Raw genomic sequence first — 24,561 nt, forward strand, 5'->3', positions numbered from 1 at the left:
GCACTGCCCATAAAGACCTCTTTAACGGAGAAATCGTCGGATATTCCCCGGGATCGAGAATTACCAGAGACCTCGTGACAAGGTCTCTCCTGAGGGCAGTGGCAATAAAGAAACCTCAGAGAGGTCTTATCCATCATTCCGACAGGGGAAGCCAGTACTGTTCATATAACTACATAAAACTCCTTGGCCGGTTAAATATGAAAGTATCAATGAGCAGAAAAGGCAACTGCTATGATAATGCCCCCATGGAGAGCTTCTGGGGAACATTGAAGAACGAACTTGTCTATCATCGTCATTATACCACAAGGAAACAGGCAATCAGGGGTCAGTATGCCCGGCGCGTTTAGTCCTTCACACATTAAATCATTCTCCTTCAAATCGGGCTAGATTACAACCGTAAAATTGTGGGAAATAACCGTTGTTTATTTTCTTTGTATTATTTCCCGGGTACCATTGCAGGATAGGAACTTTGTACACGCCCAGAGTTCTTTTACATCATTAACTCCTTTTGATGTCTTTTTCAAGACCATATCTGATCCGCATTTCGGACACATTATTCTTTTCTGTGATTTGCTGGTAGAGTCCTTAGCTGGCGATCCTTTTGATTTAACTTCTTGAGCTTTGTTTATAAGCTGAACCAGCATTTTACCATCAATCATTTGTATAGGCTTCCCCCGGGCAAAATCGTTAGCTTCATTTGTAAAATATCCACTTGACATTATATGAACCTCATTTGCCTTCTCGGCATTAAGTAATCCAAACATCTCTCGAACTGTTTTTACACCGATCTTATAAGCTTTCCAGTGTTTACACTGAACCAATATTGTTTCTCCATCTTTTTTTGCAATGATGTCTATACCTCCATCAGCTCCCAGATTTGTGTTTCCTTCAATAGAATAACCGTCACGTCTGTATACTTCGCCAATCAGATCTTCAAAGCTGCGCCATGACAAATTGCGAATGCTGTTAATGTCTGTCTGTCCTTTTAACAACTCCCCTCTTCTCCAAGCCTGTAATGCAGATATAGCTCCAAGAACAAGAAAGAAAATGGCAACCCATATTGCAAATGATGAAAGGCCTGTCGCAATGCCTGTAAAAAAAGGCTACCTCTCAACATTGCGGGCACAATGAATTTCATGCCGATGAACACGACAAAGGCCACAATAACACTTACCCACCATGGTGACTCTATAAGCATTTCAGGTAAACTTTTATTTTTCCTTGGCATTTTATCATTTACCCCACTATATTTTCTGGATTTAAAAATAAATATATCCGTTTGAGAATTGATTGTCAATTAAGCGGCAAATTGTAGTGGAGGATCAGTTTAATTCTTTTTAACTGGCGGTTGTGATGATCTGTATATTATATGAAAGAATACGACATATAATATGGCATAATACAAAGCGTGAGCTTCGCTGTTTCCAAAGGCAAGGATTACCTCATGAAAGCTGCTACGATACTAAAAAGACTGTTTGTGTTTGTTTCAGGAAGAATTTTGTGCTTCAGGCAGAAACCACGCAGTATGCATTATGGAAAAATCATCGCAACCTTAACCCTGATATTTTTCACCTGACCAAGGACTTGTTTGCATGAATGCTCATTCGCCTGTTCTTGCTGTCTCCGAAGAATGTATAGCGGTGGTTTTAACATGTAATGAGCCTGCTTCAGGATTTGCTGCCGCTTCTGCTGCTGCCTTGCCTGTGCTGTCCGCTGTCCTGCGCTATTTTCCGAGAGGACGGTCCGAGAGCAGATATTTCAGAAACTGCACTGCAAGGTCGGTGGATGAGACCCATCTATCGCTATTGCCGGCATCATCTTTCCATGATTCGCGGGCTTCGGGATGGGGGCCGCAGACAGCGACTCTGCCCTTTCCATAGGTGGACATCAGCGCCGCAACGCTGCCGTCACCATAGGTTGCAACTACATGCACAGTCTCCTGTGTCTTTGTGAGACGGAAATCCGGACCAGCCTTGAAGAACATGGGACGCATCTTCCCCAGCCATTTGACAGGCAGGATTTTTGCTTCAAAGCTGTCCTGAAAAACCTTCGCTTCTGCGGGAATTATGCCGAAACCCTTCATATATTCCGAGCCTTCTTTCCATCCGGTGGAAGCCATGAAGCCTCCCCCGCAGATCCCAAGGTAACGGCCCCCTTTGCGCAAATATTCTTTTATTGAGGTAACGACTTTCGGCGTGAATGCTTTTACCATGGGGCCCATGTCGTCCTCTGTGCCCCCGATTATAAAAACAGCCGCATTATCAAGGAGGCGCGGAATATCCCCCGGAATTGAGACAAACCTGACTTTTAAACCGGCGTTCTTTGCAATTGCCGCTACGGCTTCGGGGCAATCCTCGGCTGAGACCGGACCATTATAAACCAACGCATATTTGTCAGAACCGCCATTGTTCTGACCTGGCAAACCTACAGTGTCAGCAGATGATATTGAAGACATATTGAATAAAATGGCACTGAAAACAAGGGAAAATATCCGAATTCTTCTGAACATATTTGTTCCTCCGTACGTTTTTCTAATATCCCCTCATGAATGTTTGCGCACGAACCATGTGAGCACGACTGCTATGAGAGTTGCCGCGGTAATTGCTTCGGCCCAGAAAAAAGACATATAATCGGCAAGACATCCGATGGGCGGGGCGCCCGGCATAGCGTTTCTGAGCGGCACCAGGGCAAAGAGCATTCCTCCCAGCCAACCTAACATGCTCATCTCAATCCTCCTGCCCAACACGACCACGGCAAATCCGGCCAGGAAAGCCACAAGAGTCAAGAGGCCGATCAGGACCATGATGAAAACGGCAAATCCGAGGGAAGATTGTGATCGTTCCACGTTAAAGGTGATTTCAGCTATAGAGAAACCCCGATCTTTCTGCTTAAGCTCCTTTGTTTCAATTTTAAACCCTGTAACATCCTGTCTCAGGTCCAGCGAGAATGGTACGGCATTCCAGGAAAGAGATTTGCTTTTGCTTTCCTTCTGGGAAGCGATACAGACCCAAAGCAATCCCGTATAACGATCCCAGGCAAAAAAGCCGCCTTAACACCATCTATTTTGAGAAAAACAATAACATGTATACAAGTTTTTGTTGATTACCAAAGCACTTTGTTTTATAACTTTTCTATAACAAAACATTAAATAAATTAAGGGGGTATGAAATGAGAAAAGCTTTCCATGTTTCCATTTGTTTTATGTTCGTTTGTGGCTTTCTCGCGATATTTTCACCGGCATTTTCTGCTGATACCATAAAAGTAGGCATTGTTGATTCCTATACCGGGCCACCGACGGCATATACAATGGATGTACTTGACGGTTTCAGGCTTGCCGTTGATAAGATCAACGCCAAAGGCGGCGTGCTCGGGAAGAAGATCGAATATGCCACACGCGATGAGAAGTTCAAACCGGACATCGGGTTGGCAATGGCGAAAGAGCTTGTTATGAAGGAAAAAGTGGATATTCTCATGGGTACAATAAATAGCGGCACCGCCCTTAACGTATCAAGCTTTGCAAAAAAAGAAAAGATACCCTTCTTTGTGACCTATGCAAAAAGCGAAAAGATAATCGGCGAAGAAGGACATCGCTATGTATTCAACATGAATGAAAACACCGAGATGGCCGGGCGTGCAGCAGCAGTTGCCCTTGCCAAAAAACCCTTTGTAAAATACTGGATTTGCGGTGATGATTATGAATACGGGCATGCTATTGCAGACGCTGTATGGAAAAACCTCCAGAAAATGAACCCAAGGGTTCAAAAGATCGGCGAATCATGGTGGAAATTAGGAGAGGCCGATTTTACTCCTTACATTACACAGATTATGGGGGCCAAACCTGACTTTATCATCGTTGCAACCGGGGGCTCCAGCATGGTCAATTTCCAGAAGGCGGCAAAGGCAACCGGGTTAAGCCAGAAGATACCCTTCTATCAACATACGGCCACAGAACTTGGAACGCTTCTATCCCAGGGCAAGGATGCGCCCGAGGGCGTTTATGGAACCTCCAATTATCTTTTCTACTTTCCTGATTCACCTGCAAACAAGACTTTTGCTGAAGAATTTATGAAGGCTTACAAAAGATACCCGAAAGCAAGTGCCCTTGTGGGATATATGACTGCCCAGTTTATAGCCGAGGGTTTTAAAAAGGCAGGAAAGTTAGACAACGAGGCTTTGATAAAGGCCCTTGAAGGTTTAAAGCTTGACAGCCCAATCGGGCCCTTATCAATAAGGGCATGTGATCACCAGCTTGAGCTCCCTACATATTTTGGCGTTACAAAAAAGGACCCGAAATATGATTTTCTTGTATCCGGGAATAATCAGGTAGTATCTCCAAATGATTATATGCCTACATGTGAGGAGGTTTTGAAGCTTCGCAAGAAATAGCGGGGGTAGTGATTGGATTTTATATATGCCGTAATACCGCCACAGGTTTTGAATCAGATATTTGTCGGTTTAAGCAGGACGACGATCCTTTTCATCGTTTCCTCCGGTATGAGCCTTATCCTCGGCGTGCTCAGGATACCCAATGTTGCCCACGGATCCCTTTATATGATTGGTGCCTTTATGTCTTTTACGATCTCAAAGGCCTTTGGTGGGGGGACCACAGGGTTCTGGATGGCTCTCGTTTTAGTCCCCGTGGCGGTTGCAATATTGAGCCTTATCGTAGAAAGGGGTCTTTTCCAGTTTCTCTACGAGCGGGAGCACCTGATGCTCCTTTTGCTCACCTTCGCGTGTTCCCTTGTCTTCGGCGATCTTGTTAAACTCGTATGGGGCGCTGAGTATAAATCTGTACCGGTGCCCCATATGTTTCAGGGGTTTGTGCCGCTCTTCGGGGGCATACCCTTTCCGCTTTACAATATGTTCCTGTTGATTGTCGGTCCTGTCGTTGCGGTTGCCCTCTGGCTGATTGTGAATAAGACGAAGATAGGCAAGATTGCCCGCGCAGCCGCAGTAGACAGGGAAATGGTCGGGGCAGTGGGTATTAATGTCAGTTGGGTTTTTGCTGTTGTGTTCATGATCGGCTGTCTTTTGGCAGGCTTGGGCGGAGCCCTTGTTGCGCCGACAGTGAGTGTAACATTGGGTATGGATCATACGCTCATCATGGAGGCATTCCTCATAGTTATTATTGGCGGACTGGGCAATATCTGGGGCGCGCTCCTCGGCGCGCTTATTTTTGGTCTGTCCCAGTCCCTCGGTATCCTTGTCTGGTCACAATTCGGCATAATATTCCCATATCTTGCCGTAATTATTGTATTACTGTTCAGACCCACAGGACTTCTCAAATCAACATGGTGACAAGGAGCCGATTATGATCAAGGACATGTTGGGAGGAAAGGGACGCATTACCGGCATTGTGCTCCTTGTTTTTCTTTTTTCCCTCCCCTTAATCGCCCCCCGGTTCTATGTTTACATGACATCCATAATCCTTCTTACGGGATTGCTTGCAACAAGCCTTAATTTCGTTCTCGGTTACGGAGGGGTATTCCAATTTCACCATTGTGTCTTTTACGGGGCCGGCGCTTACGGTACAGCCCTCATGCTGACGAAAGGAGGATTTCCTCTCTGGATCAGCTTCTTTGTCGGACCCATTGTCTCAGCGTTATTAGGTCTGATCTTGGGTATTATCTGCGTAAGGCTCTCAAAGCTCTATTTCGGGATGCTCCAGATATCTCTCGGGTCTCTCGTATGGGTTATAATTTACCGGTGGTATTCTTTCACCGGAGGCGATGACGGGATACACGGGATTACCATGCCGGACATCGTTTCGTCGTATAATAACGCATATTACTTTACTCTTATTATCAGTTTAATGTGTCTTTTTGTTATGTACAAAATGATAAAATCACCCTTTGGCAGCGCTCTCCAGGGCATCAGGGATAACCCGATCAGAAGCGAGATGATCGGAATTAATGTAAGGCACCACCAGGTTATAGCATTGACCATAGCCGGCTTTTTTGCCGGGGTAGCAGGCGCGCTCTTTGTTGTTGTAGACAATACGGTATTCCCTGACATGCTCTTCTGGACTCTGTCCCTTGAAACAGTTATCATGTGTCTGGTCGGCGGCTGGTTTACCTTCCTGGGCCCCATGCTCGGCGCTGCCATCATCATTGCCCTGAGAACGTTTGTGAGTACATACACCGTATACTGGGCCCTTGTGCTCGGCATTATTATGGTGTTTGTGATATTCTTTCTCCCCACAGGGGTTCTTGGATATATTGAGGAGAAGCTGAATAAAAAAATGATAGAACCTGTGATAAAGGAATAGCCGGTGTTAGAAGTAAAGGCATTAGCGAAGACATTTGATGGATTTAAGGCAGTGAGCGCGGCAAACCTTCACGTAAAAAAGGGCGAGATTGTCGCAGTGATCGGTCCAAACGGTGCAGGCAAGACGACCCTTTTTAACCTTATTACCGGAATCCTGAAACCTGACAGCGGACAGGTTATTTTTAAAGGCGAGGACATTACAGGGCTTCCTCCTTATGAAATCTGCAGAAAGCGCATAGCGCGTTCGTTTCAGGTAGTAAATGTATTCCAGAGACTAAATGTCTTTGAAAATGTCCAGGTTGCAGTATTAGCGAGGATGAGGAAGACCCGAAACCTTTTTACTCCCTCTAAAAAACTGTTTATAAACGAAACGAAGGAGATACTGGAGAACGTGGGGCTTGTCAAAAAGAAGCACCATACAAGTGCGCTGCTTTCTCACGGCGATCGGAAGGTTCTTGAGATTGCCATTGCCCTTGGCGGAGACCCGGAGTTTCTGATTCTTGACGAACCTACCGCGGGTATGTCGCCCGAGGAGACAGCCCGTTGCATAGACCTGGTAAAACATCTATCGGAAAAACTGGGTCTGACAATCCTTTTCTGTGAACATGACATGGAGCTTGTATTTGCTATTGCCAACCGGATCATGGTGATGGTGCGGGGCGCAACCGTTATACAGGGATACTGCGAAGACGTAAGGTGCAACCAGGCGGTTCAGGATGCCTACCTTGGCAGGAGCGATATATGCTCAATGTAAATAAAATCCATACATATTACGGTTTAAGCCATATATTGTTCGATGTCAGCCTCACCGTTTCAAAGGGCGAAGTGGTAGGCCTTCTCGGGAGAAACGGTGCAGGGAAGAGCACAACCATGAGGAGTATCATGGGGCTGACGCCGCCCAAAGAAGGCAAAATTCATTTCAATAATGAGGATATTACCGGAGAGAAGCCATACCTTTTGTTCAGAAAGGGAATCGGGTATGTGCCCGATGACAGGCGGGTCTTCGCAGACCTTACAGTAGACGACAACCTCGAAATTGTTCATCGACGCACAGAAGAGTGGAATAAAAAGAGGATATATGATCTGTTTCCCGCGCTTGGCGAAATACGGTCGCGCAGGGCAGGGAACTTAAGCGGAGGGGAACAACAGATGCTGACCATCGCAAGAGCCCTTATGGGTGCTCCGGATCTCCTCCTTCTTGATGAACCCACCGAAGGCCTGGCCCCCCTGATTGTGCGCGACCTTGAAGAGCAGATATTAAAGCTCAAGGATGCAGGCATCAGCATTTTGCTCTCCGAGCAGAACATCAAATCGGCCCTTAAGATGATCTCAAGGGTTTATGTAATAGACAACGGGAGGATCCGTTTTGCGGGCACCGTTGATGAGCTTGAGGCGAACGAAGAGGTAAAAAAGAAGTATCTGATGGTGTAATAACAGGTAACAGCCAATGAATATCCCCTTATTTTTAAGGGCGGCGCGACATGTGCAGCCTGAGTTTATTCAGGCGCGGATTTAACCGCGTAAAGGATGAATGCTTATGAAAACAATTAAAATGTTTGTTTTAGTATTAATGTTTGTTTTGGGTTTATGTGCGACGCTGCTTGCAGCCGATACGCTGGAAGAGGTTAAGAAAAAAGGCGTGCTTATGGCAGGCGTCAGGGAATTTACGCCGGGGCTCGGTTCCGTTGATGAAGGTACAGGTGAGATTGTAGGCTACGATGTTGATTTTGTCAGGGCAATAGCTAATAAGCTTGGCGTGAAGCTGCATCTTCAGCCTGTTACGTCGGCAGGCCGTATACCGTATCTTAATAGAGGCGATATTGATATTATTGCTGCAACAATGTCAAAGACTGCAGAGCGGGCCGGACAGATTGATTTCAGTTATACATATTTTCTTACCTGTCAAAAATTTATTGTAAAAAAAGGAACAGTGAAAGATCTTGCCGACCTTGCCAACAAGAAAATTGGAACGGCAAAGGGTTCTACCTCGGGGCAGAATGTCAACAAAACCCTTCCCGGGGCAAAGGTCCTTAATTTTGATGATTACCCGCAGGCGCTCCTTGCGCTCCGGCAGGATAATGTCTTTGCCATAACGACGGATGAGACAATTCTGTCGAATTTACTCAATGAAATGCCGGATAAGGAACGGTTTGAAATCCCTGATATCAGGATTGCCAATGAACTGTACGGGCTTGGCATCAGAAAAGGCGACAAGAGATTCCTTGATTTTGTAAATAAGACTCTCCTTGATATGGAAAAAAGCGGCGAGGCAAAGAAAATTTTCAATAAATGGTTCGGGCCGAATTCCAAAACACCCCTGAAGAGAGGGAGCTTCAGGATTACTGCAGAAAAGTGATTCCAACTCTAAATCAAAGCGCTATCTTCGTGGGCTTCGTCATCAGTTTCCTCGACGTACTTGTAGTACGCCTGTGTCGCCTCTTCCTTGCCGCCTTGATTTCATCTTTGATTTTGAATTGGAATAAGCTCAATAACGGTCTTGCAGTACCGCAAACGTAAGCGAGAGGCATCTATTCTTTTCTATCAAAAAATTGTTTGAACCTGTCCTTAAAACCTCTGTCTGAAAGTCCGGCGTCCTGGTCAAATTCCTGTGCAAGCCCTTCTATCAAAGATTTCTGTCTTTCCGTAAGCGTTGTGGGTACTACCATCTTCAGGAAAATGAGTTCATCGCCTTTTCCATACCCATTGGATTTTGTTATGCCGAGCCCTTTCATCCTGAATGTTTTTTCCGGCTGGGTTCCAGGAGGGATGGTAATCTTTATATCCCCTTCGAGCGTGGGGACAAACATTTCGCCGCCAAGACATAGAAGCGGGAAGCTTACATCAATATGAACAACAATATCATCGCCTTCTCTCTCGAAGGTATGATGTTCTTTGACATTTAAAACCACATACAGGTCACCGGGGTGCGTATCAGCATAACCCTGCATGCCTTCGCCCCTGACCTTTAAGCGTGTACCCGTATCAACGCCGGCCGGTATTTTCACCTTCAACTTCTTTTTTGTTTTAAGCTGTCCCTTGCCCCGGCATGTCCTGCAGGGGTCTTTGATGATATAGCCCTCGCCGTTGCAATACTCGCATGTCCGGTTGATTGTAAAAAAACCATGACTCTGCCTCACCTGCCCCCTTCCCCCGCAATACTTGCAACCAACCGGCTGATGCCCGGGTTCTATCCTCGAACCATTACACGAAGGACAGCGTTCATTTTTGGGGATCTCCAGTTCCTTCTCAACCCCGAAGACGGCTTCTTCAAATTCGATTTCAAGGTTGTACCTAAGGTCATCACCTTTTTGTGTCCGTTGCCGCTGTCTTGTTCCGCCGAAGAAATCGCTGAAAAGGTCGTTGAAAACATTGTCGAAATTTCCTCCAAATCCAAAATCAAAGACAGTGCCCGCATCATCTGCCGAGCCGAACCTTTCGTACCTCAATTTCTTTTGGGGATCACTGAGTACCTCGTATGCCTGACTGATCTCTTTAAACATGTCCTCAGCCTCTTTGTCGCCGGGATTCCTGTCAGGATGGTATTTTAAGGCGAGTTTTCTGTATGCTTTTTTAAGCTCTTCATCTGTGACGTCTCTCGAAACGCCGAGCATATCGTAATAATCTTTTTTCATGTATTCCCTTTATTATTGTATTTCCGATTTTTTTGAAATGGTAACCATGGAAGGCCTTATCAGCCTCCCGTTAAGTATATAACCCTTTTGCAGTTCAGATACAACGGTGTCGGGCTCGACGTTGTCCTTTTCTTCCTGCATGAATGCCTCGTGAAAGTTGGGGTCGAATTTTTTACCAATGGCATCAACCCTTTCAACACCAGCCCTTTCAAGGACTTTAAGAAACTCATTAAAAACAATCTTTACCCCTGCATGAATACCTTTAAAATCCTCGGTTTTGGATGCATGATCAAGAGCCCGGTCCAGGTTGTCCAGAACAGGGAGCAATTCTTTTAGGAGGACTTCGTTGCCGAATTTTAAAGTGTCCTGTTTTTCTTTTATTTTCAGCTTTTTGAAATTATCAAAATCTGCCTGAAGATAGAGCAGCTTTTCCTGGAGTGCCTTAACCATCTCTTCTTTCTCTTCGAGAGCGTTATTGAGTTCCTCAACGATTTCATCCTTTTTTTTCTTTTTTTTATGCTCTTCGTGAACCACCTTGTCTTCCCCGGCCTTATGATTATGGTTTATATCTTTTTCGTCCTTGCGATCCATCTTGTTCCTCACATGATTTTTAAAATATTTGTAACTGTTTTTGCCGTATAATCAACGATGGGGATAATCTTTGAATAGTTCATCCTGACAGGGCCTATTACCCCGAGGATGCCGTAGCTTTTCTCCCCGATCTTGTATGTTGATGTTATAATGCTCATATCCCTCATTTCTTTAATATCGCTCTCGCCCCCCATGATGACATGGATGCCTTCCTCTTTCATACATTTGTCGAGAAGATGCAACAGCTTTTCCTTTCTCTCAAGTGCCCGAAACAATTCTTTGAGTTTATCCATATCCAGAAATTCCGGAACACCTATAATCTTTGACACACCTTCAAGATAGACTTCCCTCTTATCTTCGCAATCAACAATGGTTTCGAGGGTATCGTTTACCTTTTGGAGGAGCTGGCAGAATATTGTCTTATCCTTTTCCATATCCTCAAGTATTCCGTCTTTCAGGGCATAGAACGGTATGCCGCTAAATTTTCCGTTCATATACTTCTTCATATTGTTAAGGGTATCGGCATCAAGCATTTCGTCCGTTTCCACGAGCCTTGTGTGAACCATACCTGACGAGGTGACAAAGACCGTTAAAACGGTGTTGTTTGTCAGTTTTACAAACTCTATTTCTTTAAAAAGCATCATGTTTACGCTCGGTTCAACCACAATACCGGTATGTTTCGATAATGCAGCGAGCGCCTTGGAGGCGTCTCCCATTATCCCTTCCACATATGGATACCGGGACCTGAGCATTGCGTCAATGGTATACAAAGCCTTTTTGCCGGGATAGACCGGAATATTCAGGCTATCCAGATAATACCGGAAAGCCTTATGTGTAGGAATCCTGCCGGCGACAGCATGGGGTTTATATAAAAGCCCCATTTTCTCAAGGTCTGCCATGGTATTCCTGACCGTAGCAGAGCCCCATCTGCCCATGATTGACTTTGCCTTTGATATTGTTTTGGAGCCTATGGGTTCTGCAGTGTTAATATAGCTCTCAATTATTAAAACAAGCACCGTTCTTTCTCTTTCGGTCAGGACTTCCATGATAACCTTCTTGTAGTATAGAATAAATTAATTATATATACCACCTTTGTCAAGCAATGAAATCTTATCGACAAAGACAACTGCCAACGACATCCCATTTTATTTTTCCTTCATCACCCAGACGCCGTCCCATTCTTTGTCGGGCGGGTGCTTGACAAAATACTGACAGCGCTCAAGATAAAATCTGGACAGTGTATCGCCTTCATTTAACGAAAGGGCCTTCCGGAACCTGTCGATGCTGTCTTCCCATTTGTATTCGCGGTAGCAGGCAATGCCCTCATTATATATTTTGACAACCTCGCCCATATTTTGAAAAGATTCATCATCATGATAATCCAGTATGCCGTATACGGCAACGGGCTTCAGCTTGCCCTTGACCTGTATTCTGTCAACTTCCCTATAAGTGTAACTGTCTTTTAGTTGTCTAAAGGTAAATTCACTGATAAGAATCCTTGTTCCATAATATTTGGTAGCCCCCTCAAGTCGTGAGGCAAGATTGACCCCGTCTCCTATGACGGTATAATCCATCCTTCTCAGGCTGCCGATATTGCCTGCCACAACTTCATCGGTATTAACGCCGATCCCTATGTCAATATTTATCTTGCCTGCTGCCGCCCTTTCGAGATTGAACTTCCTCAGAGCCCTTAACATATCGATTGCCGCCTTAACTGCGTGGTCTGCATCATCCGGGGTTGTGAAGGGGGTCCCGAAAACAGCCATGATGGCATCGCCGATATATTTGTCCAGGATACCGCCATAATTGAAGATACTATCGACCATCCTCGTGAAGTATTCGTTAAGCATACCTACAGTTTCATTGGCGCCGAGTTTTTCAGAGATTGTTGTGAAACTTCTTATATCGGAAAACAGGATTGTTGCAACCTGAGCCTGCCCTCCCAGAATGGAGTCGCCTGTCTCAAGAAGTTTTTCTGCCACCTCTTTGGTCATATAGCGCGCCATGGTGCTCTTTATGCGCTTCTCTTTCGTAATGTCTTCCAGTATAAGCATTGATCCTATGTGCACCTGTTTGATATTGACAAGGGGGACAATCATCAGGTTTATTGATGCCCGGCTCCCGTCGGGAAGAAACAGTTCTGCGTCCATGGCAAGATAGGGTTTTCCGGTTTTTACGAGATTGTCAATATGTTCTATGATCCACTTATTGTTGTCGGAGAAATATTCCTCAGCGGGTTTATCTATAATATACGAGGCCTCTATGTTTAATATTTTTAAAGCAGCCGAATTGCACTTAACGATACATTTTTCCTCATCGAGCGTAATTACCCCGTTGCTTAAACTTTCAAGCATACTCTCGTTATAATTTTTCATGTTCAGAACATCATCGAAAAGCTTTGCATTTTCTATTGATATAGAGGCCTGTGCAGAAAAAGCCCTGAGACGGTTTTCATCTTTTTTTGTAAAAGGCCCGTCCTTTTTGTTCAAAACCTGCACAACGCCGAGGGTTTTCCCTTCCTTGTTCTTAACAGGCATACAGAGGATCGATCTGGTTGTGTATCCTGTCTTTTTATCTACTTCCTGATTGAACCGCGGGTCTTTATATGCATCAGGTATGTTCACCGTTTCGCCTTTTGTGAATACCGACCCCGCGATGCCGAGATGGCTCGGGAAACGGATTTCCCTTATTTCAAGACCCTGTGCAACTTGCGACCATAATTCATTTGTCTTCCCGTCATGTAAAAAAAGTGTGCTACGGTCGGCGTTAAGAATGTCTGTTGTTGTCTCCATTATCTTAACAAGTAAGGGCTGCAACTTGAGCTCTGACGAGATTGCCGATGTAATCTCCAGCAACTGCTTTTCTTCTGCCTTTGCTTTTTGTACCTCCTCGAAAAGCTGCGCATTCTGGAGGGCAGCAGATGCCTGGGATGTAATGGCCTCTAAAAGCGCCAGATCATCTTCCCAAAAATCCCCGTCGTGCTTGTTGAGAAGCTGGATGACGCCTATGATCTCATTATGCTTGGTCTTGATGGGGGCACAAAGGATATTTCTTGTCCTGTAACCGGTTTTTTTGTCTATCTCTTGATTGAACCTCGGGTCTGCGTAGGCATCGTTGATGATGATGGCTTCGCCGCTCTTAAAAACAGCCCCTGCAATACCCATATGATTGGGAAATCTGATCTCGTTTTTCAAATTTCCCTGGGCAATCCTTGAAAAAAGCTCTTCCGTGTTCTTATCATTCAGAAAAAGTGTGCCGCGGTCTGTATTTATTGCCTCGGTGGTAATCGCTATCATCCGGTCAAGAAGGATGTCAAGCTCCAGGGTATCCGAAACTTTTTTCGATACTTCAAGAAGCGCTGTAAGCTTTACAAGCACATCGGTAATTTTAGAAAGAAATCCCTCACGGCTTGTAGTGTCGAGTGTGCTCAGTATGTTTTGTATGTCTGTTTGCTGGAGCCTGCGCTCTAAAAACTTATTTACTATATCAAGGTCTTTTTCCATGAATAAGCCTGTAAAATTGAATTTGAAGTTGCTAAATTCTTGTAACCTAAAACAACTTAATATTATATCCTATTGAAAATAGCGTGTCTATCAATTAAGATAATTCATACGAATAAGCCCGTGTTATATAACAAAGGAGGTACAAGGCATGAAAAAGATTGCAACATGTATTTCAGGAATTATGTTTTTGGCAATGTCCGGCGTACAGCTATCCGGTGCTGTTGAGACAAAGACAGATGCAAACGATGGAAGGGTGCTTTTTGAAAAGAAGTGCAGTGTTTGTCACAACCTTGAAAAATCGACATCAAAAAAGAAAACTCCTGCGGAATGGGAAAAAACGGTTAAACGCATGATAGAATCACGAGGTGCTAAAATTAACGACGAAGAGGCAAAGGTGATCGTAGACTATCTCGCAAAAAATTACGGCAAATAGATGGTTTAGTTTATGGATCACAGATTATCAGGATAAAAACAACAGCGCAAAGCTTTTAAAAAGGCCTCCAGCATAAGGTTCGGCAGCTTTCTTTCCGAATTGTATTGCTGTGAACTGCAAACAAATACTATGGTATCAATAGACCTATAAACCCCAATATCGCCCACCTGAAAAAAGCAATCAGAGGGTCTAAGATATGGAGCCAGAGCAGTCCGATAATGATGAACATACCGTAAGGCTCTATGCTTGCCAGTGTGTATTGAAATCTCCTTGAGACAAAACCCATCAGGATTTTAGAACCGTCAAGGGGAGGAACGGGGATCAGGTTGAAGGATGCAAGCATGATATTGATCTGAGCAAAATAGTAGAGCACGGTTGAGGCAATCCCGAAGGGGGAAGGTGCAAAAAGACGCAGAAGGAGAAGAGAAATAAAGGCAAGAATGATGTTTGCCACAATGCCTGCGGCAGAAACGAATATGAGCCCTTTGCGGGCGTCACGCAGGTTGTCGAAATTTACCGGCACCGGCTTTGCCCACCCGAAACCGAATACAAAAAGCATGATCGTGCCGATGGGATCTATATGTTTTATCGGGTTCAGGCTTAATCTCCCGAGCCATTTTGCGGTCGGATCGCCCATTTTATATGCAACCCAGCCGTGTGCAAGCTCATGAAAGATAATTGAGTACAGCAGGGGTATGGCTATAAGTATAAAGGTAAAAGGGTCTTTAAAAAGGAGATTAATCAGTCCCATAGGTAATTGTTCATAAGTATCACACAGGCTTAGCCTAAATTCAATGCAAACTTTCCCCGGCATGTTTGCCGGCTTATAAAAGTATAAAAGCATTGATTTTTATGAGGTGATGGCACATAATTGAGATAGAAAGTAAAGACAAAAAGGAGAGCAATAATGACGGCAAACGATGTTATAAAAATCGCCAAAGATAAAAATGTAAGATTCATAAAGCTTTGGTTTACAGACATACTTGGATTTGCTAAGAGCTTCAGTATCACTGAAGCCGAGCTTGAAGGCGCCCTTTCGGAGGGTATGGGGTTTGACGGCTCATCAATCCAGGGGTTTGCCCGTATAGATGAGAGCGATATGATTGCCAAACCCGATCCTTCAACTTTCACGATATTGCCTTGGAGACCGAAGGACAGCGCAGTTGTGGCAAAGATGTTCTGCGATATCTATGAGCCAGATGGAACACACTACAAAGGCGACCCGAGGTATGTGTTGAAGAGAAATCTGAAGATTGCCGAAGATATGGGTTTTACCGCTTTCAATGTGGGCCCTGAACTTGAATATTTTTATTTTAAATCAGATCAGGATACGGAGACTCTCGACAAGGGCGGATATTTCGATCTGACAACCCTTGATGAGGCGACAGACCTGAGGAGGGATACGATCCTTACGCTTGAAGAGATGGGCATAAAGGTTGAGTACAGTCACCACGAAGTAGCCCCTTCCCAGCATGAGATTGATTTGAAGTATAACGATGCCCTGAAAATGGCGGACAGCACCATCACATACAGAATCGTTGTAAAAGAAGTGGCAAGGGAAAACGGGGTATACGCAACCTTTATGCCAAAGCCGATATTTGGAGTAAACGGAAGCGGCATGCATGTACATCAGTCCCTTTTCAAAGGTAAGAGAAATGCCTTTTATGATGCTAAAGATAAGTATTTCCTCTCGAATATTGCAAAACATTATATTGCAGGGATGTTGCGGCATGCGAGAGAGCTTACCCTTGTAACAAGCCAGTGGGTAAATTCGTATAAAAGGCTTGTTCCCGGATACGAAGCACCTGTATATATCGCCTGGGCAAGGAGAAACAGGTCAACGCTTGTCCGTGTTCCCCTTTATAAGCCAGGCAAAGAAAATGCAACGAGGATGGAATATAGAAGCCCTGACCCGGCCTGCAACCCCTACCTTGCCTTTGCATGTATGTTAAGGGCCGGTCTTGAGGGGATCAAAAACAAGTACCCGTTGCCCGATCCGATTGAAGAGGATGTATATGAGATGACCAGTGAGAGAAGGAAGAAACTGGGCATAGATGCCCTGCCGGGAAGTCTATATGAAGCGATTGAAGAGGCTGAAAAAAGCCGGCTTATAAAAGATACCCTCGGCGACCATGTATTTGAAAAGCTGATAGAAAACAAGAAGATTGAATGGGACAGGTTCAGAACGCATGTTTCAAAGTATGAAGTGGATACCTACCTGCCGATACTCTAAAAGAGTGAAATATGAAAAGTGAAAGGATAAAATCAAGAAGCACGAGGCAAAAGGCATAAAACCTTTAATTTAAAAATAAGGATGGGCATATGATAGTTCGTAATTTTAATGACCCCGAAGTACTGGCAACCACTTATGTTGCCCACAGAGGTGCTAAGGCGAGAATGGTCATGACAAGCCATTTTCTCCAGAGCATGGAATTTCTTGCCTACGCAATGCTTCCCCCCGGTAACGCTATTGAGGAACACATAGACGAGGTTGAGGAAATATATCTTGTTGTGAAGGGCAGGGGGCTCATGAAGGTAGGAGATGAAGAGAGGGAGGTTAAAGAGTGGGATGCCATCTGGCTGCCCGCGGGTGAGCCGCATGGTCTTAAAAATACTGGCGACGAGGAGATGCTTATAATCGTGAATGCCGCATACCCGCGGTAATACCAATTCGCCTTCAATTATTCCCGCCTGTCTCGTGGTTCCAGCGGACAGGCGGCTTTGTTGCCCCCTCCTCGCACTCCGCTATTCCCGGGGCTCACGCCTGTCCCCGTGAAGGGGTCGCTCACGCCTGCGGCCTATCTCCTCAGGGTAAATGAGCGTGGCGGGTTCCCCGAAAATGTACTACCTCCCTGCCACTTTTGTTTTATGGTGATTGTTTTTCCATCATCGTTCCATTGTACATGCCAGGGGTAGAGGGTCCCCTGGAGTTCGTTAGGGCTTGATCCTATCCTGAATGTGGCTTTAGCTGTAATTGACCCTATGGCCTGCGATACCCTCATATCCTGCATGTATTGGTTTATGATCGTGGGATTGCCGAAAGTCAATATGACGGAAACGGTATCGCCCGATATTGATCCTGAAACGGGGATACTGCCGGCAGGTGTTTGAAAGGAACCGCTCACGCTGGAACCGGACTGGCTCAAATTAATTTTGCCGTTAAACCTGCCCTTGATGTCGGTAGCATTCCATGTGCCACTCAGGGTGAATTTATCTGCCGGAAGTTGCTGTGATGTATAGGATCTTCCTACAGGCGGCTTAACGTCCGGTTTTTGTTGCGGCGGTATTGTTAACGGACCCGTAGCGCCGGGTTTTTCATTGCCGAAGATGGATGAAATAACGTTGCCGACACCATCAGACCCCTCTCCTTTTTTGACCACCGTTACGTTGTGGGAGGTCTGCGCCAGCCTTACCGAATTTGGCTGATATTTCATCCATAATTCTGCTACTACATGGTACGTGCCCGGCGAGGTTCCGGGTAATGTTATGGAGTTTACATAGTTGAATCTTTTACCGTTTACTATCCAGCTATAAAAAAGGGCTGAAGAAGGTACATTGGTGTCGCTGACACTTACTGCAAGATCTGCTTTCTCTCCAACCTCTATTGAATGTACCCCGCTTACCGATATGGATCCTCTCGCAGGCTCCGGCCCCGCTACAGTCAGAACGTGTGTCGCATCGCCTGCCCTCTGCCATTTACCGCTAATTGCCTGCCAGACCACAACACGTATAACATGCCTGCCCTGATTGGTTGCCTTCATCGACTGTGTCTCGCTGTTGCCTCCAAATTTATTATCATTTACCGACCATACAAAACCGTATTCAGGCTCTTTATCGCTTTTGCTGAGCGATTTTACTTTTGCCCTGAAGGTTGCTTCCTGCCCCACCTTTGCCTCATCAGGCCCGCTCAGCGATACAGTAATCTTACGATCCTCAACAACCATTTTGTGTGTTGCTTCGCCAAGCCTTACTGTGCTTTTTGTATCACGTCGTTCCACATAAACAACAAGGCTTACAATATATGTACCAGCATGGGCAACAGCTTTCTTAAAGCTTGTCGCTGCACCAAGCACCTGTTCGTCTCCTGCTAAACGCCATGCATACTTGAGCGCAGGCCTTATAGAATCTACAACATCTACCTCGGCCTCAAGCTCTACTGTGTCGCCGACAAACGCCTGCGCTGTCCCGGCGATCTTGACGGATACGCGGGGCTTAAGATTGAAATCAACGGCAACAGGGGCTTTTGCGCTTTCCTCGTCCTTTGGTTTTACGGTTATCTTTTTAGACTCCTCAGCAAACCCCGATGCCTCGGCAGTAAGGGTGTACGATCCCGGAAGGACTTCGTTAAACCGAGCTTCTCCTGATTCGTCAGTATTCTCGGGTGATCTTGAGGACATGCGGACTTTTACATCGGCAACGGGTATGGAACCTGATTTTACCCGTGCCAGGACAATGCTTTGTATGGGATCAAGGGTTACTGTATGCGTATCTTCCCGCATAGGCTTGAGTTCCGTATCTTCAGTAAATTTCCGGAAACCCTCTGCTGCAACGTGTATGGAATATTTTGCCGGTTTGATGCCTTTTATTGAAGCGATGCCATCCGTATCGGTAGTGCCGCTGTATCTTGTCTCTGCCGTCAATGTTACATGCGCACCGCTTACCGGTTTTCCGGAACTGTCTTTTACTTCAATTTTTATTGCCTTCAGGTTTGCCTTTGTCTTGTCAATGAGGTCTTTATGCGCATCATCAAGGCCTTTTGTCGTCAGCCCTTCATCCGTTGAAAAGGTGGTATATCCCTGATATTGACGCATTAGAGTGCCCCAGCTTTCAGTTTTTATACCGTTCCAGGCGCTGTTTTCAAAATCCTTAAAACTGCCGCTTGAAACCCATCCCTGAGTTGATCCGCCGTGCGTCCATAGATCAAAAGAATAGGGGACTCCGTCTATAACGACAACGGGGGCAACATGGTTGACATTTACATCAACCAGACCCATGTATGATCGCCAGCCTTCCTTATAGCCCACGACAGAGTGTATCTGGCCGTTATCAAAACCTGCTCCCTTCAGGGTTTCCGTGAGGGCATCATTCAAATATACGCATGTTCCTGTTCCGATCTTGTCGTATTTGACTGCTGCATCCATTCGGCCAAAAATGGAAGTATTTGGGGTAATACCTTTTTTATCAAGCTCTTTAGCTACCTCAGAAGCAATGTACTTTGCCTTTGCAAGCTCATCGGAAGGGGCATTGGATTTCAACTGCTCGCCCAGTTTTTTCCAGTAATCGGCTGACGGCGCCTGGACCTTATTGCTCTGGGTATCGGGAACTGGGTAGCCGTGATCTTTCCGTATATCGGACGGCAGGGGCCTGTCAGCATGAGATGGAACAACCGGGTTTATCAACGCAATCAGCACTAAAAACAACATTATCAATAAGCAACATTTTCCATTCATTAAATTGTTTTTCCAGGGCAGATAACGATACATGGATAGTCTCCTTTTTATGAACTTCTATTATTATAGCACGTTATTGCCGTATCACAACATCATCAAAATTATTAAAAGGGAGGGTGCGCATAAGCAACAATTAATCCCGAATTTTCCATTAGGATAAGCAACGGTGTTGGAATGTCCACGACAAACACGCTCATTATGCTCCAGCGGCTTAATTTACGGGGGCTTGCGCCTGTCCCCGTAAGGGGGCGACCCCCTCTCGCCCACGGTTTGGGCTGGTTTATGCTCGCCTTCGGCTTCGGAACTTATAGGGATATGGTTCGATAAAGCGGCAGAAGTTTAGCTCCAGTCGTCTGTCTGTGGCTGAGGGAGTTGATAGGACATGAGCGTTTCAATATATTTGTTGAAACCGTCCTCTTCGCCCCTTTCCAGCTTCTCTATCTCAGGCAGGATCTTTTTCATAACGTCCTCATTCTGTACGGCGCTGAGAGGGTAATGCCCGAATGACCCGCGCCGCAACAGTGAGTATGCCTGCTTCTGTTCCTTTGTGAGCGCAAGGTATGCATCAAGTTCCTTGAGCATGTATCCCTTCTTTTCGTCAAGATACCCATCTACCTGCATGAGGAGGTTCAGCCCGAAATCGCCACAGGAAAAGTAGCTGTGCATTTCCCGAAGCGTTGCCACAAGGAGGCGTATCTCCGCCACAATCTCTTCTTCTGTCATGGGCACGAATATGCCCTCTTTAACCATTTTTCGCATTGGTGACTGAGGGTGCATGGCAAAGGTGCGAACCCTTATGAAATCCGGTTCGACGAGGTTGAGTAATCTGGCTGTTTCCAGGGCATGATCTTCGCTTAATGTGCGTCCCGCTATGCCGGGCATAATATATTCGGATAATTCTATGCCTGCTTCTTTTACGTGCCTGCCGCCTTCAACGATGTCCTCCGGCGTAATGCCCTTCTTGATCATTTTCAGCACCTTAAGAGAGCCGCTTTCCATTCCCACATGGATTCTTGTTATGCCTCCGTCCCTGAGCCTTTTTAAATCCTCCACGCTCTTTCTCCTTAAGGTCGGCGCACGCGCGTAGGACGTGATCCTTTCGATAGAAGGGAATTTCTCCCTGAGATACTGGACAATTTCCAGCAGCGATTCCGTTTTCATCAAAAGACTGTCCGCATCCTGGAGGAATGCAGTCCGGACGGGATAGCCTGCAAATTCCCTGACCATGCTGTCGATATCACCTTTTACCTCATCAACAGTTCTTCTGGAAAACTTTACCCCTTTATAGGCCGGACAAAAAACACACTGATTCCACGGACAATTTCTTGTTACTCTTAAAAGCAGGCTTGATGCCTCGCTCGGTGGTCTTATGACACCCTGTTCATACATGATGTAATCTCCTTGAGTTTTTGTGCATTGCAAAATATATATCTTTTTTAAGGAAATTCAAGGGAAAGAAGTAAAGGAGTCGGTCCATTCCACCAGTATCAATCGTATATGTTCCTGAAAACAACACCTTGTGAAGTTGCCGGCCTTAGCCGGTTATGGATCAGCTACTCTTCAAAACTATTCATCGACAATCTTTCTCTTCAGGAAAAAACCATCAGGGTCGCATTTAGTTCTTAAGAGCATGAGATCGTGGTCGTCGGGAAGTGCCATTTCCTTTACATCCGGGGAGATCATCAGCTCAAAACCCACCAGATCCTGAATAGCCTCGGGGCTTTTACCGGGCAGGTATTCAAGCAGCATCATCCTCCTGCTGTCGCGATCATAGCCGAACAGGGCCTGGTTCGTGATTACCCGATAAGGCCCTGATCCCATGACGCCTGCCTTCTTTCGGTAATCCGGCGACCCGTCGCCGAACCCGATGCTGGTGATGAAATCCACCTTCTTTACGAACCTTCTTTTCTCGAGGACCATAATAGCGATGGTCTTCTCACAGTTGGCCGCCATGGCGCCCGCTCCGCCGCTCCCGGGAAACCGGACCCTGGGCCTGGCATAGGTGCCTCCTTCGTAGGTGGAACACAGATTGCCATACATATCAATCTGCGCCCCGCCGATGAATGCATAGTCCGCATAGCCCCTCTGGGTCAGATCGAAGACGGCGCATAATCCTTTTGCATACACGGCATTGCGAAAAGCCCTCGTGTCACCGACGGACATAGGCATACCCTGATCAAGAATAGAAGCCAGGGACCCGGCCTCGAAGATTAGATTTATATTGGGAGCATGCGTCATCTGTGCGTGCATTGAGGCAATAATGGGCAGGCCCGTGCCGACAAATACAATTGTCTGGTCTTCAAGCACCCTTGATCCCGTATAAGCAATCATCTCATAGGGATTGATATCATCTGTTGTTGCCATATTCTTGGCCTCCTTATCTGTCCGAGTTATGGGCGCAAGAGCGCCGGATTCATCATTAAAGGACTATCGGCTGACCGCCGTCCATCTTCATCAACTGGATAAGTTTCTTATGAGGAACGACCTTTGCGATGAAATCATCCCATGTATCGCAGTTGAAGAAGTAATCGTCGTAGTATTTCTTGAGCCCGTCCCTGTTGCCCGTCTTGCGGAAATCATCACAAATGTTCCGGAACATGTGAAAATGTTCCATGTCGAACCAGTATGAGCCGTAGACCGCGCCCGGATAGGCGCCGAAGGGTTGATCACACACGGCATCCACCACCGGATAGGGGATCTCGGTCAGGTTGGGATATTTGCGAATAGTCATGTTGTCGATGATAACCTCGGTACTCAGGATTGTATGGACAGAGGCCATGGCGATTTCCGGGCACGTGCACAACGCCCCGAATATGCGGGAATTGCCGTACATGTCGGCTGCGCTCACGTGGACAATGCCGACATCCGGGTGACAGGCAGGGACAAGATATGTATTATCTCCAGTGAAGGGGCACTTGATCATAACGCCGCGGTTTACCAGTTCCATATCGGAACCGCCATGATCCCGCACCGGCAGGAACGGTACGCCCATTGCGCCGGCCCTGAACCTCGCTGACATGCCGTAGTTGGTATAATCATCGAGTTCAATCATGCCATTGCCTGCCAGATACCTCAAAAGCGGCGCTATCCCGATGATTTCATATCCCCACCAGGCAAGTTCAGCCCTCCTGACGGACAGGTGATCGGGGTTCACGATCATGGCACCTGCCAGCCACTCACAACAGATGGAATTCGACTGAAAGGAGAGAGTCAGGTCTCTGGCCCCCTTCTTCACAATATTCCAGATGATTGCCGTTGGAACGCGGGTGTTGACGAAACCGCCGATGCCGATGTTCATGCCATCTTTCACGTATTTCCCGACCGCCTCCTCGAGGGACATTCTCTTGTCAACGAGGCCTTTTACCTTTGCTACCGCCGCCGCCCTGGCCTGGTCGGGCGTGGCCCCCCAATACTCAAAGTTCTCTTTTCTGGCCCTTTGCTTATCGAGAATCTCCTTGTCAACCTGGGTTATCTCTGTGATCTTGGAATTGATCCCTGTTAACATCTGCTTCCTCCTCCATATTCAGATTTCAGGTTATACCAACCGCTTATTGTGCATTATAAAATCCCTTTTGTTTTTAGCGCGGCCACTGTTATCTCTTTGCGGAACATTTCATCGCCTTTCTTCTTTATCTCAAGGTTTGTTGCAAAGAACCATACTTGTCCCTTTGTTTCTACATATCCGACATACCATCCTTGTTGGGGGTTCCCCCTCATGGACCAACCTGTTTTAGCCCTGATGGTAAATCGCGGGTTCTCCTCGACGATCATAATCTTTTTCAGCAATTGTATATTATCCTTGCTGTAAGGGAGTGACTCCTTATAGAGTTTCTTGAGGAAGTTTATCTGCTCCCTGGCTGATATCTTCAGGTCACCTTCTAACCAGAAAGTAGTCACATCAGGGCCGGTCTTCTCGTTACCATACCCCAGCTTCCTAAGATGAGTTAAGTACTTCTCGTTACCGATACGCTGAGCAAGTTCCTGATAAAACCACACACATGATACTGAAAAGGCTGTTTCAAGAGTCTGATCTGTGTTCCATGCGTCAAATCCCTTATCTTTTCCGTCCCACTTGATGACTTCCTTTTCGTTTTTGATAGCTCCTTCTTCAAGGGCAATGAGCGTGTTGGGGATCTTGAATGTCGATGCTGGTATAAATCTGGCTTCAGAACATTGACTGTTGTGGACATAGTTCGTTGTGCCGTCAAGCGAAGAAATAACAATGGTTCCCTCTACGCCACGATCCTTAAACAACTTGGCAAGATCAGGATCGTCAGCATGAACATATCCGGCAACAAGAAAAATTACCGCCAGTGCGGCAACAAAGCTTAATACTGTTTGGGCATACTTCATATTCTTTCCTTACACACGGGTCAGCTACGCGATTGGCTCCAGCGATTCATTGGAACTTTTTTGCCTCTATTATTTTCCCCATGTTTTTGTTTTATTATATCTTCTATTCCGTTTTTTGTCTTTATTCTTCTCTCAACTTCCAATAAGAGGAAAGCTAACCAGTTTCAAGAACCTTCTTTATTTTGCTTCCCTGTACTCTATAAAAGACATTTTTAAAAAGGTTTCCATGCTTTCTTGCACGTTGCAAGAAAAATATATTTAATTATCCAAACCGCGGCCCCTATTGGTTTTACAGAGATATTCTGTTTAACGCCAACAGTTGGCGTTAACAC

22 protein-coding genes and 2 pseudogenes are annotated in these 24,561 nt (G+C 45.8%); 10 read left to right on the forward strand and 14 right to left on the reverse strand.

What is annotated here, in order from left to right; all coding sequences use genetic code 11:
- Positions 1–317, forward strand: a pseudogene (locus tag NT178_07275) (DDE-type integrase/transposase/recombinase).
- 105 nt (positions 318–422) lie between these two features.
- Here the strand turns inward: NT178_07275 and NT178_07280 are convergent.
- The 3 genes and pseudogenes from NT178_07280 to NT178_07290 all read right to left on the reverse strand — a co-directional run bounded on the left by NT178_07280 (position 423) and on the right by NT178_07290 (position 3,022).
- Entirely contained in the window at positions 423–992 is a 570-nt protein-coding gene (locus NT178_07280) for a DUF2034 domain-containing protein (protein MCX5812331.1), read from the reverse strand.
- 731 nt (positions 993–1,723) lie between these two features.
- Positions 1,724–2,509: a BPL-N domain-containing protein gene (locus NT178_07285; GenBank protein MCX5812332.1), complete on the reverse strand. Its 786-nt coding sequence runs from the start codon at positions 2,507–2,509 to the stop codon at positions 1,724–1,726.
- A 33-nt stretch (positions 2,510–2,542) separates the two neighbouring features.
- Positions 2,543–3,022, reverse strand: a pseudogene (locus tag NT178_07290) (DUF4436 family protein).
- A gap of 146 nt (positions 3,023–3,168) precedes the next feature.
- On the opposite strand from NT178_07290, the gene NT178_07295 reads away from it, so the two are divergent.
- The 6 genes from NT178_07295 (at position 3,169) to NT178_07320 (ending at position 8,623) form a co-directional block, all read left to right on the forward strand.
- The gene (locus tag NT178_07295) at positions 3,169–4,386 is read left to right on the forward strand and encodes an ABC transporter substrate-binding protein (protein MCX5812333.1); all 1,218 of its coding nucleotides are present in this window, start codon (positions 3,169–3,171) and stop codon (positions 4,384–4,386) included.
- A 12-nt stretch (positions 4,387–4,398) separates the two neighbouring features.
- The gene (locus tag NT178_07300; GenBank protein ID MCX5812334.1) at positions 4,399–5,298 is read left to right on the forward strand and encodes a branched-chain amino acid ABC transporter permease; all 900 of its coding nucleotides are present in this window, start codon (positions 4,399–4,401) and stop codon (positions 5,296–5,298) included.
- Between the two features lie 13 nt (positions 5,299–5,311).
- Positions 5,312–6,268 carry a branched-chain amino acid ABC transporter permease gene (locus NT178_07305; GenBank protein MCX5812335.1) on the forward strand — a complete coding sequence of 319 codons (957 nt, stop codon included), beginning with the start codon at positions 5,312–5,314 and terminating at the stop codon, positions 6,266–6,268.
- Positions 6,269–6,271: 3 nt separating this feature from the next.
- The gene (locus NT178_07310; GenBank protein ID MCX5812336.1) at positions 6,272–7,021 is read left to right on the forward strand and encodes an ABC transporter ATP-binding protein; all 750 of its coding nucleotides are present in this window, start codon (positions 6,272–6,274) and stop codon (positions 7,019–7,021) included.
- A complete protein-coding gene (locus tag NT178_07315) occupies positions 7,009–7,698 on the forward strand; it encodes an ABC transporter ATP-binding protein (GenBank protein MCX5812337.1) in 690 nt (229 codons plus the stop codon). The genes NT178_07310 and NT178_07315 overlap by 13 nt, the downstream gene beginning before the upstream one ends.
- Positions 7,699–7,804: 106 nt before the next feature.
- The gene (locus NT178_07320) at positions 7,805–8,623 is read left to right on the forward strand and encodes an ABC transporter substrate-binding protein (GenBank protein MCX5812338.1); all 819 of its coding nucleotides are present in this window, start codon (positions 7,805–7,807) and stop codon (positions 8,621–8,623) included.
- A 13-nt stretch (positions 8,624–8,636) separates the two neighbouring features.
- Here NT178_07320 and NT178_07325 read toward each other — a convergent pair whose 3' ends face one another.
- The 5 genes from NT178_07325 to NT178_07345 all read right to left on the reverse strand — a co-directional run bounded on the left by NT178_07325 (position 8,637) and on the right by NT178_07345 (position 13,993).
- Complete coding sequence (locus tag NT178_07325; protein MCX5812339.1) at positions 8,637–8,795, reverse strand: hypothetical protein; 159 nt, start codon at positions 8,793–8,795, stop codon at positions 8,637–8,639.
- Entirely contained in the window at positions 8,796–9,899 is a 1,104-nt protein-coding gene (gene dnaJ / locus NT178_07330; GenBank protein MCX5812340.1) for a molecular chaperone DnaJ, read from the reverse strand.
- 12 nt (positions 9,900–9,911) lie between these two features.
- Positions 9,912–10,490 (reverse strand): nucleotide exchange factor GrpE, encoded by a 579-nt coding sequence (grpE, locus tag NT178_07335; GenBank protein MCX5812341.1) that lies wholly within the window; start codon positions 10,488–10,490, stop codon positions 9,912–9,914.
- 8 nt (positions 10,491–10,498) lie between these two features.
- Entirely contained in the window at positions 10,499–11,536 is a 1,038-nt protein-coding gene (hrcA, locus tag NT178_07340) for a heat-inducible transcriptional repressor HrcA (protein MCX5812342.1), read from the reverse strand.
- Positions 11,537–11,635: 99 nt separating this feature from the next.
- A complete protein-coding gene (locus NT178_07345; GenBank protein ID MCX5812343.1) occupies positions 11,636–13,993 on the reverse strand; it encodes a GAF domain-containing protein in 2,358 nt (785 codons plus the stop codon).
- A 148-nt stretch (positions 13,994–14,141) separates the two neighbouring features.
- Here NT178_07345 and NT178_07350 point away from each other — a divergent pair, with 148 nt between their 5' ends.
- On the forward strand, positions 14,142–14,426 hold the full coding sequence (locus tag NT178_07350) for a c-type cytochrome (protein ID MCX5812344.1): 285 nt from the start codon (positions 14,142–14,144) through the stop codon (positions 14,424–14,426).
- A 127-nt stretch (positions 14,427–14,553) separates the two neighbouring features.
- Here the strand turns inward: NT178_07350 and NT178_07355 are convergent, their stop codons facing one another.
- Positions 14,554–15,177 carry a site-2 protease family protein gene (locus tag NT178_07355; protein MCX5812345.1) on the reverse strand — a complete coding sequence of 208 codons (624 nt, stop codon included), beginning with the start codon at positions 15,175–15,177 and terminating at the stop codon, positions 14,554–14,556.
- A gap of 156 nt (positions 15,178–15,333) precedes the next feature.
- On the opposite strand from NT178_07355, the gene glnA reads away from it, so the two are divergent.
- Positions 15,334–16,659, forward strand: coding sequence for a type I glutamate--ammonia ligase (gene glnA, locus NT178_07360; GenBank protein ID MCX5812346.1), 1,326 nt, complete (start codon positions 15,334–15,336; stop codon positions 16,657–16,659).
- 89 nt (positions 16,660–16,748) lie between these two features.
- Positions 16,749–17,090 carry a cupin domain-containing protein gene (locus tag NT178_07365; protein ID MCX5812347.1) on the forward strand — a complete coding sequence of 114 codons (342 nt, stop codon included), beginning with the start codon at positions 16,749–16,751 and terminating at the stop codon, positions 17,088–17,090.
- Between the two features lie 134 nt (positions 17,091–17,224).
- Here the strand turns inward: NT178_07365 and NT178_07370 are convergent, their stop codons facing one another.
- The 5 genes from NT178_07370 to blaOXA form a co-directional block, all read right to left on the reverse strand.
- A complete protein-coding gene (locus NT178_07370; protein MCX5812348.1) occupies positions 17,225–19,909 on the reverse strand; it encodes a carboxypeptidase-like regulatory domain-containing protein in 2,685 nt (894 codons plus the stop codon).
- Between the two features lie 306 nt (positions 19,910–20,215).
- Complete coding sequence (locus tag NT178_07375; protein MCX5812349.1) at positions 20,216–21,265, reverse strand: radical SAM protein; 1,050 nt, start codon at positions 21,263–21,265, stop codon at positions 20,216–20,218.
- Between the two features lie 177 nt (positions 21,266–21,442).
- Positions 21,443–22,240 (reverse strand): glutaconate CoA-transferase, encoded by a 798-nt coding sequence (locus NT178_07380; protein MCX5812350.1) that lies wholly within the window; start codon positions 22,238–22,240, stop codon positions 21,443–21,445.
- 55 nt (positions 22,241–22,295) lie between these two features.
- Complete coding sequence (locus tag NT178_07385) at positions 22,296–23,381, reverse strand: CoA transferase subunit A (GenBank protein MCX5812351.1); 1,086 nt, start codon at positions 23,379–23,381, stop codon at positions 22,296–22,298.
- 53 nt (positions 23,382–23,434) lie between these two features.
- Entirely contained in the window at positions 23,435–24,229 is a 795-nt protein-coding gene (gene blaOXA, locus NT178_07390) for a class D beta-lactamase (GenBank protein MCX5812352.1), read from the reverse strand.
- Positions 24,230–24,561: the final 332 nt, after the last annotated feature.

The sequence above is a fragment of the Pseudomonadota bacterium genome (assembly GCA_026388255.1).
In the GTDB taxonomy this organism is placed as follows: Bacteria; Desulfobacterota; Syntrophorhabdia; order Syntrophorhabdales; family Syntrophorhabdaceae; genus JAPLKB01.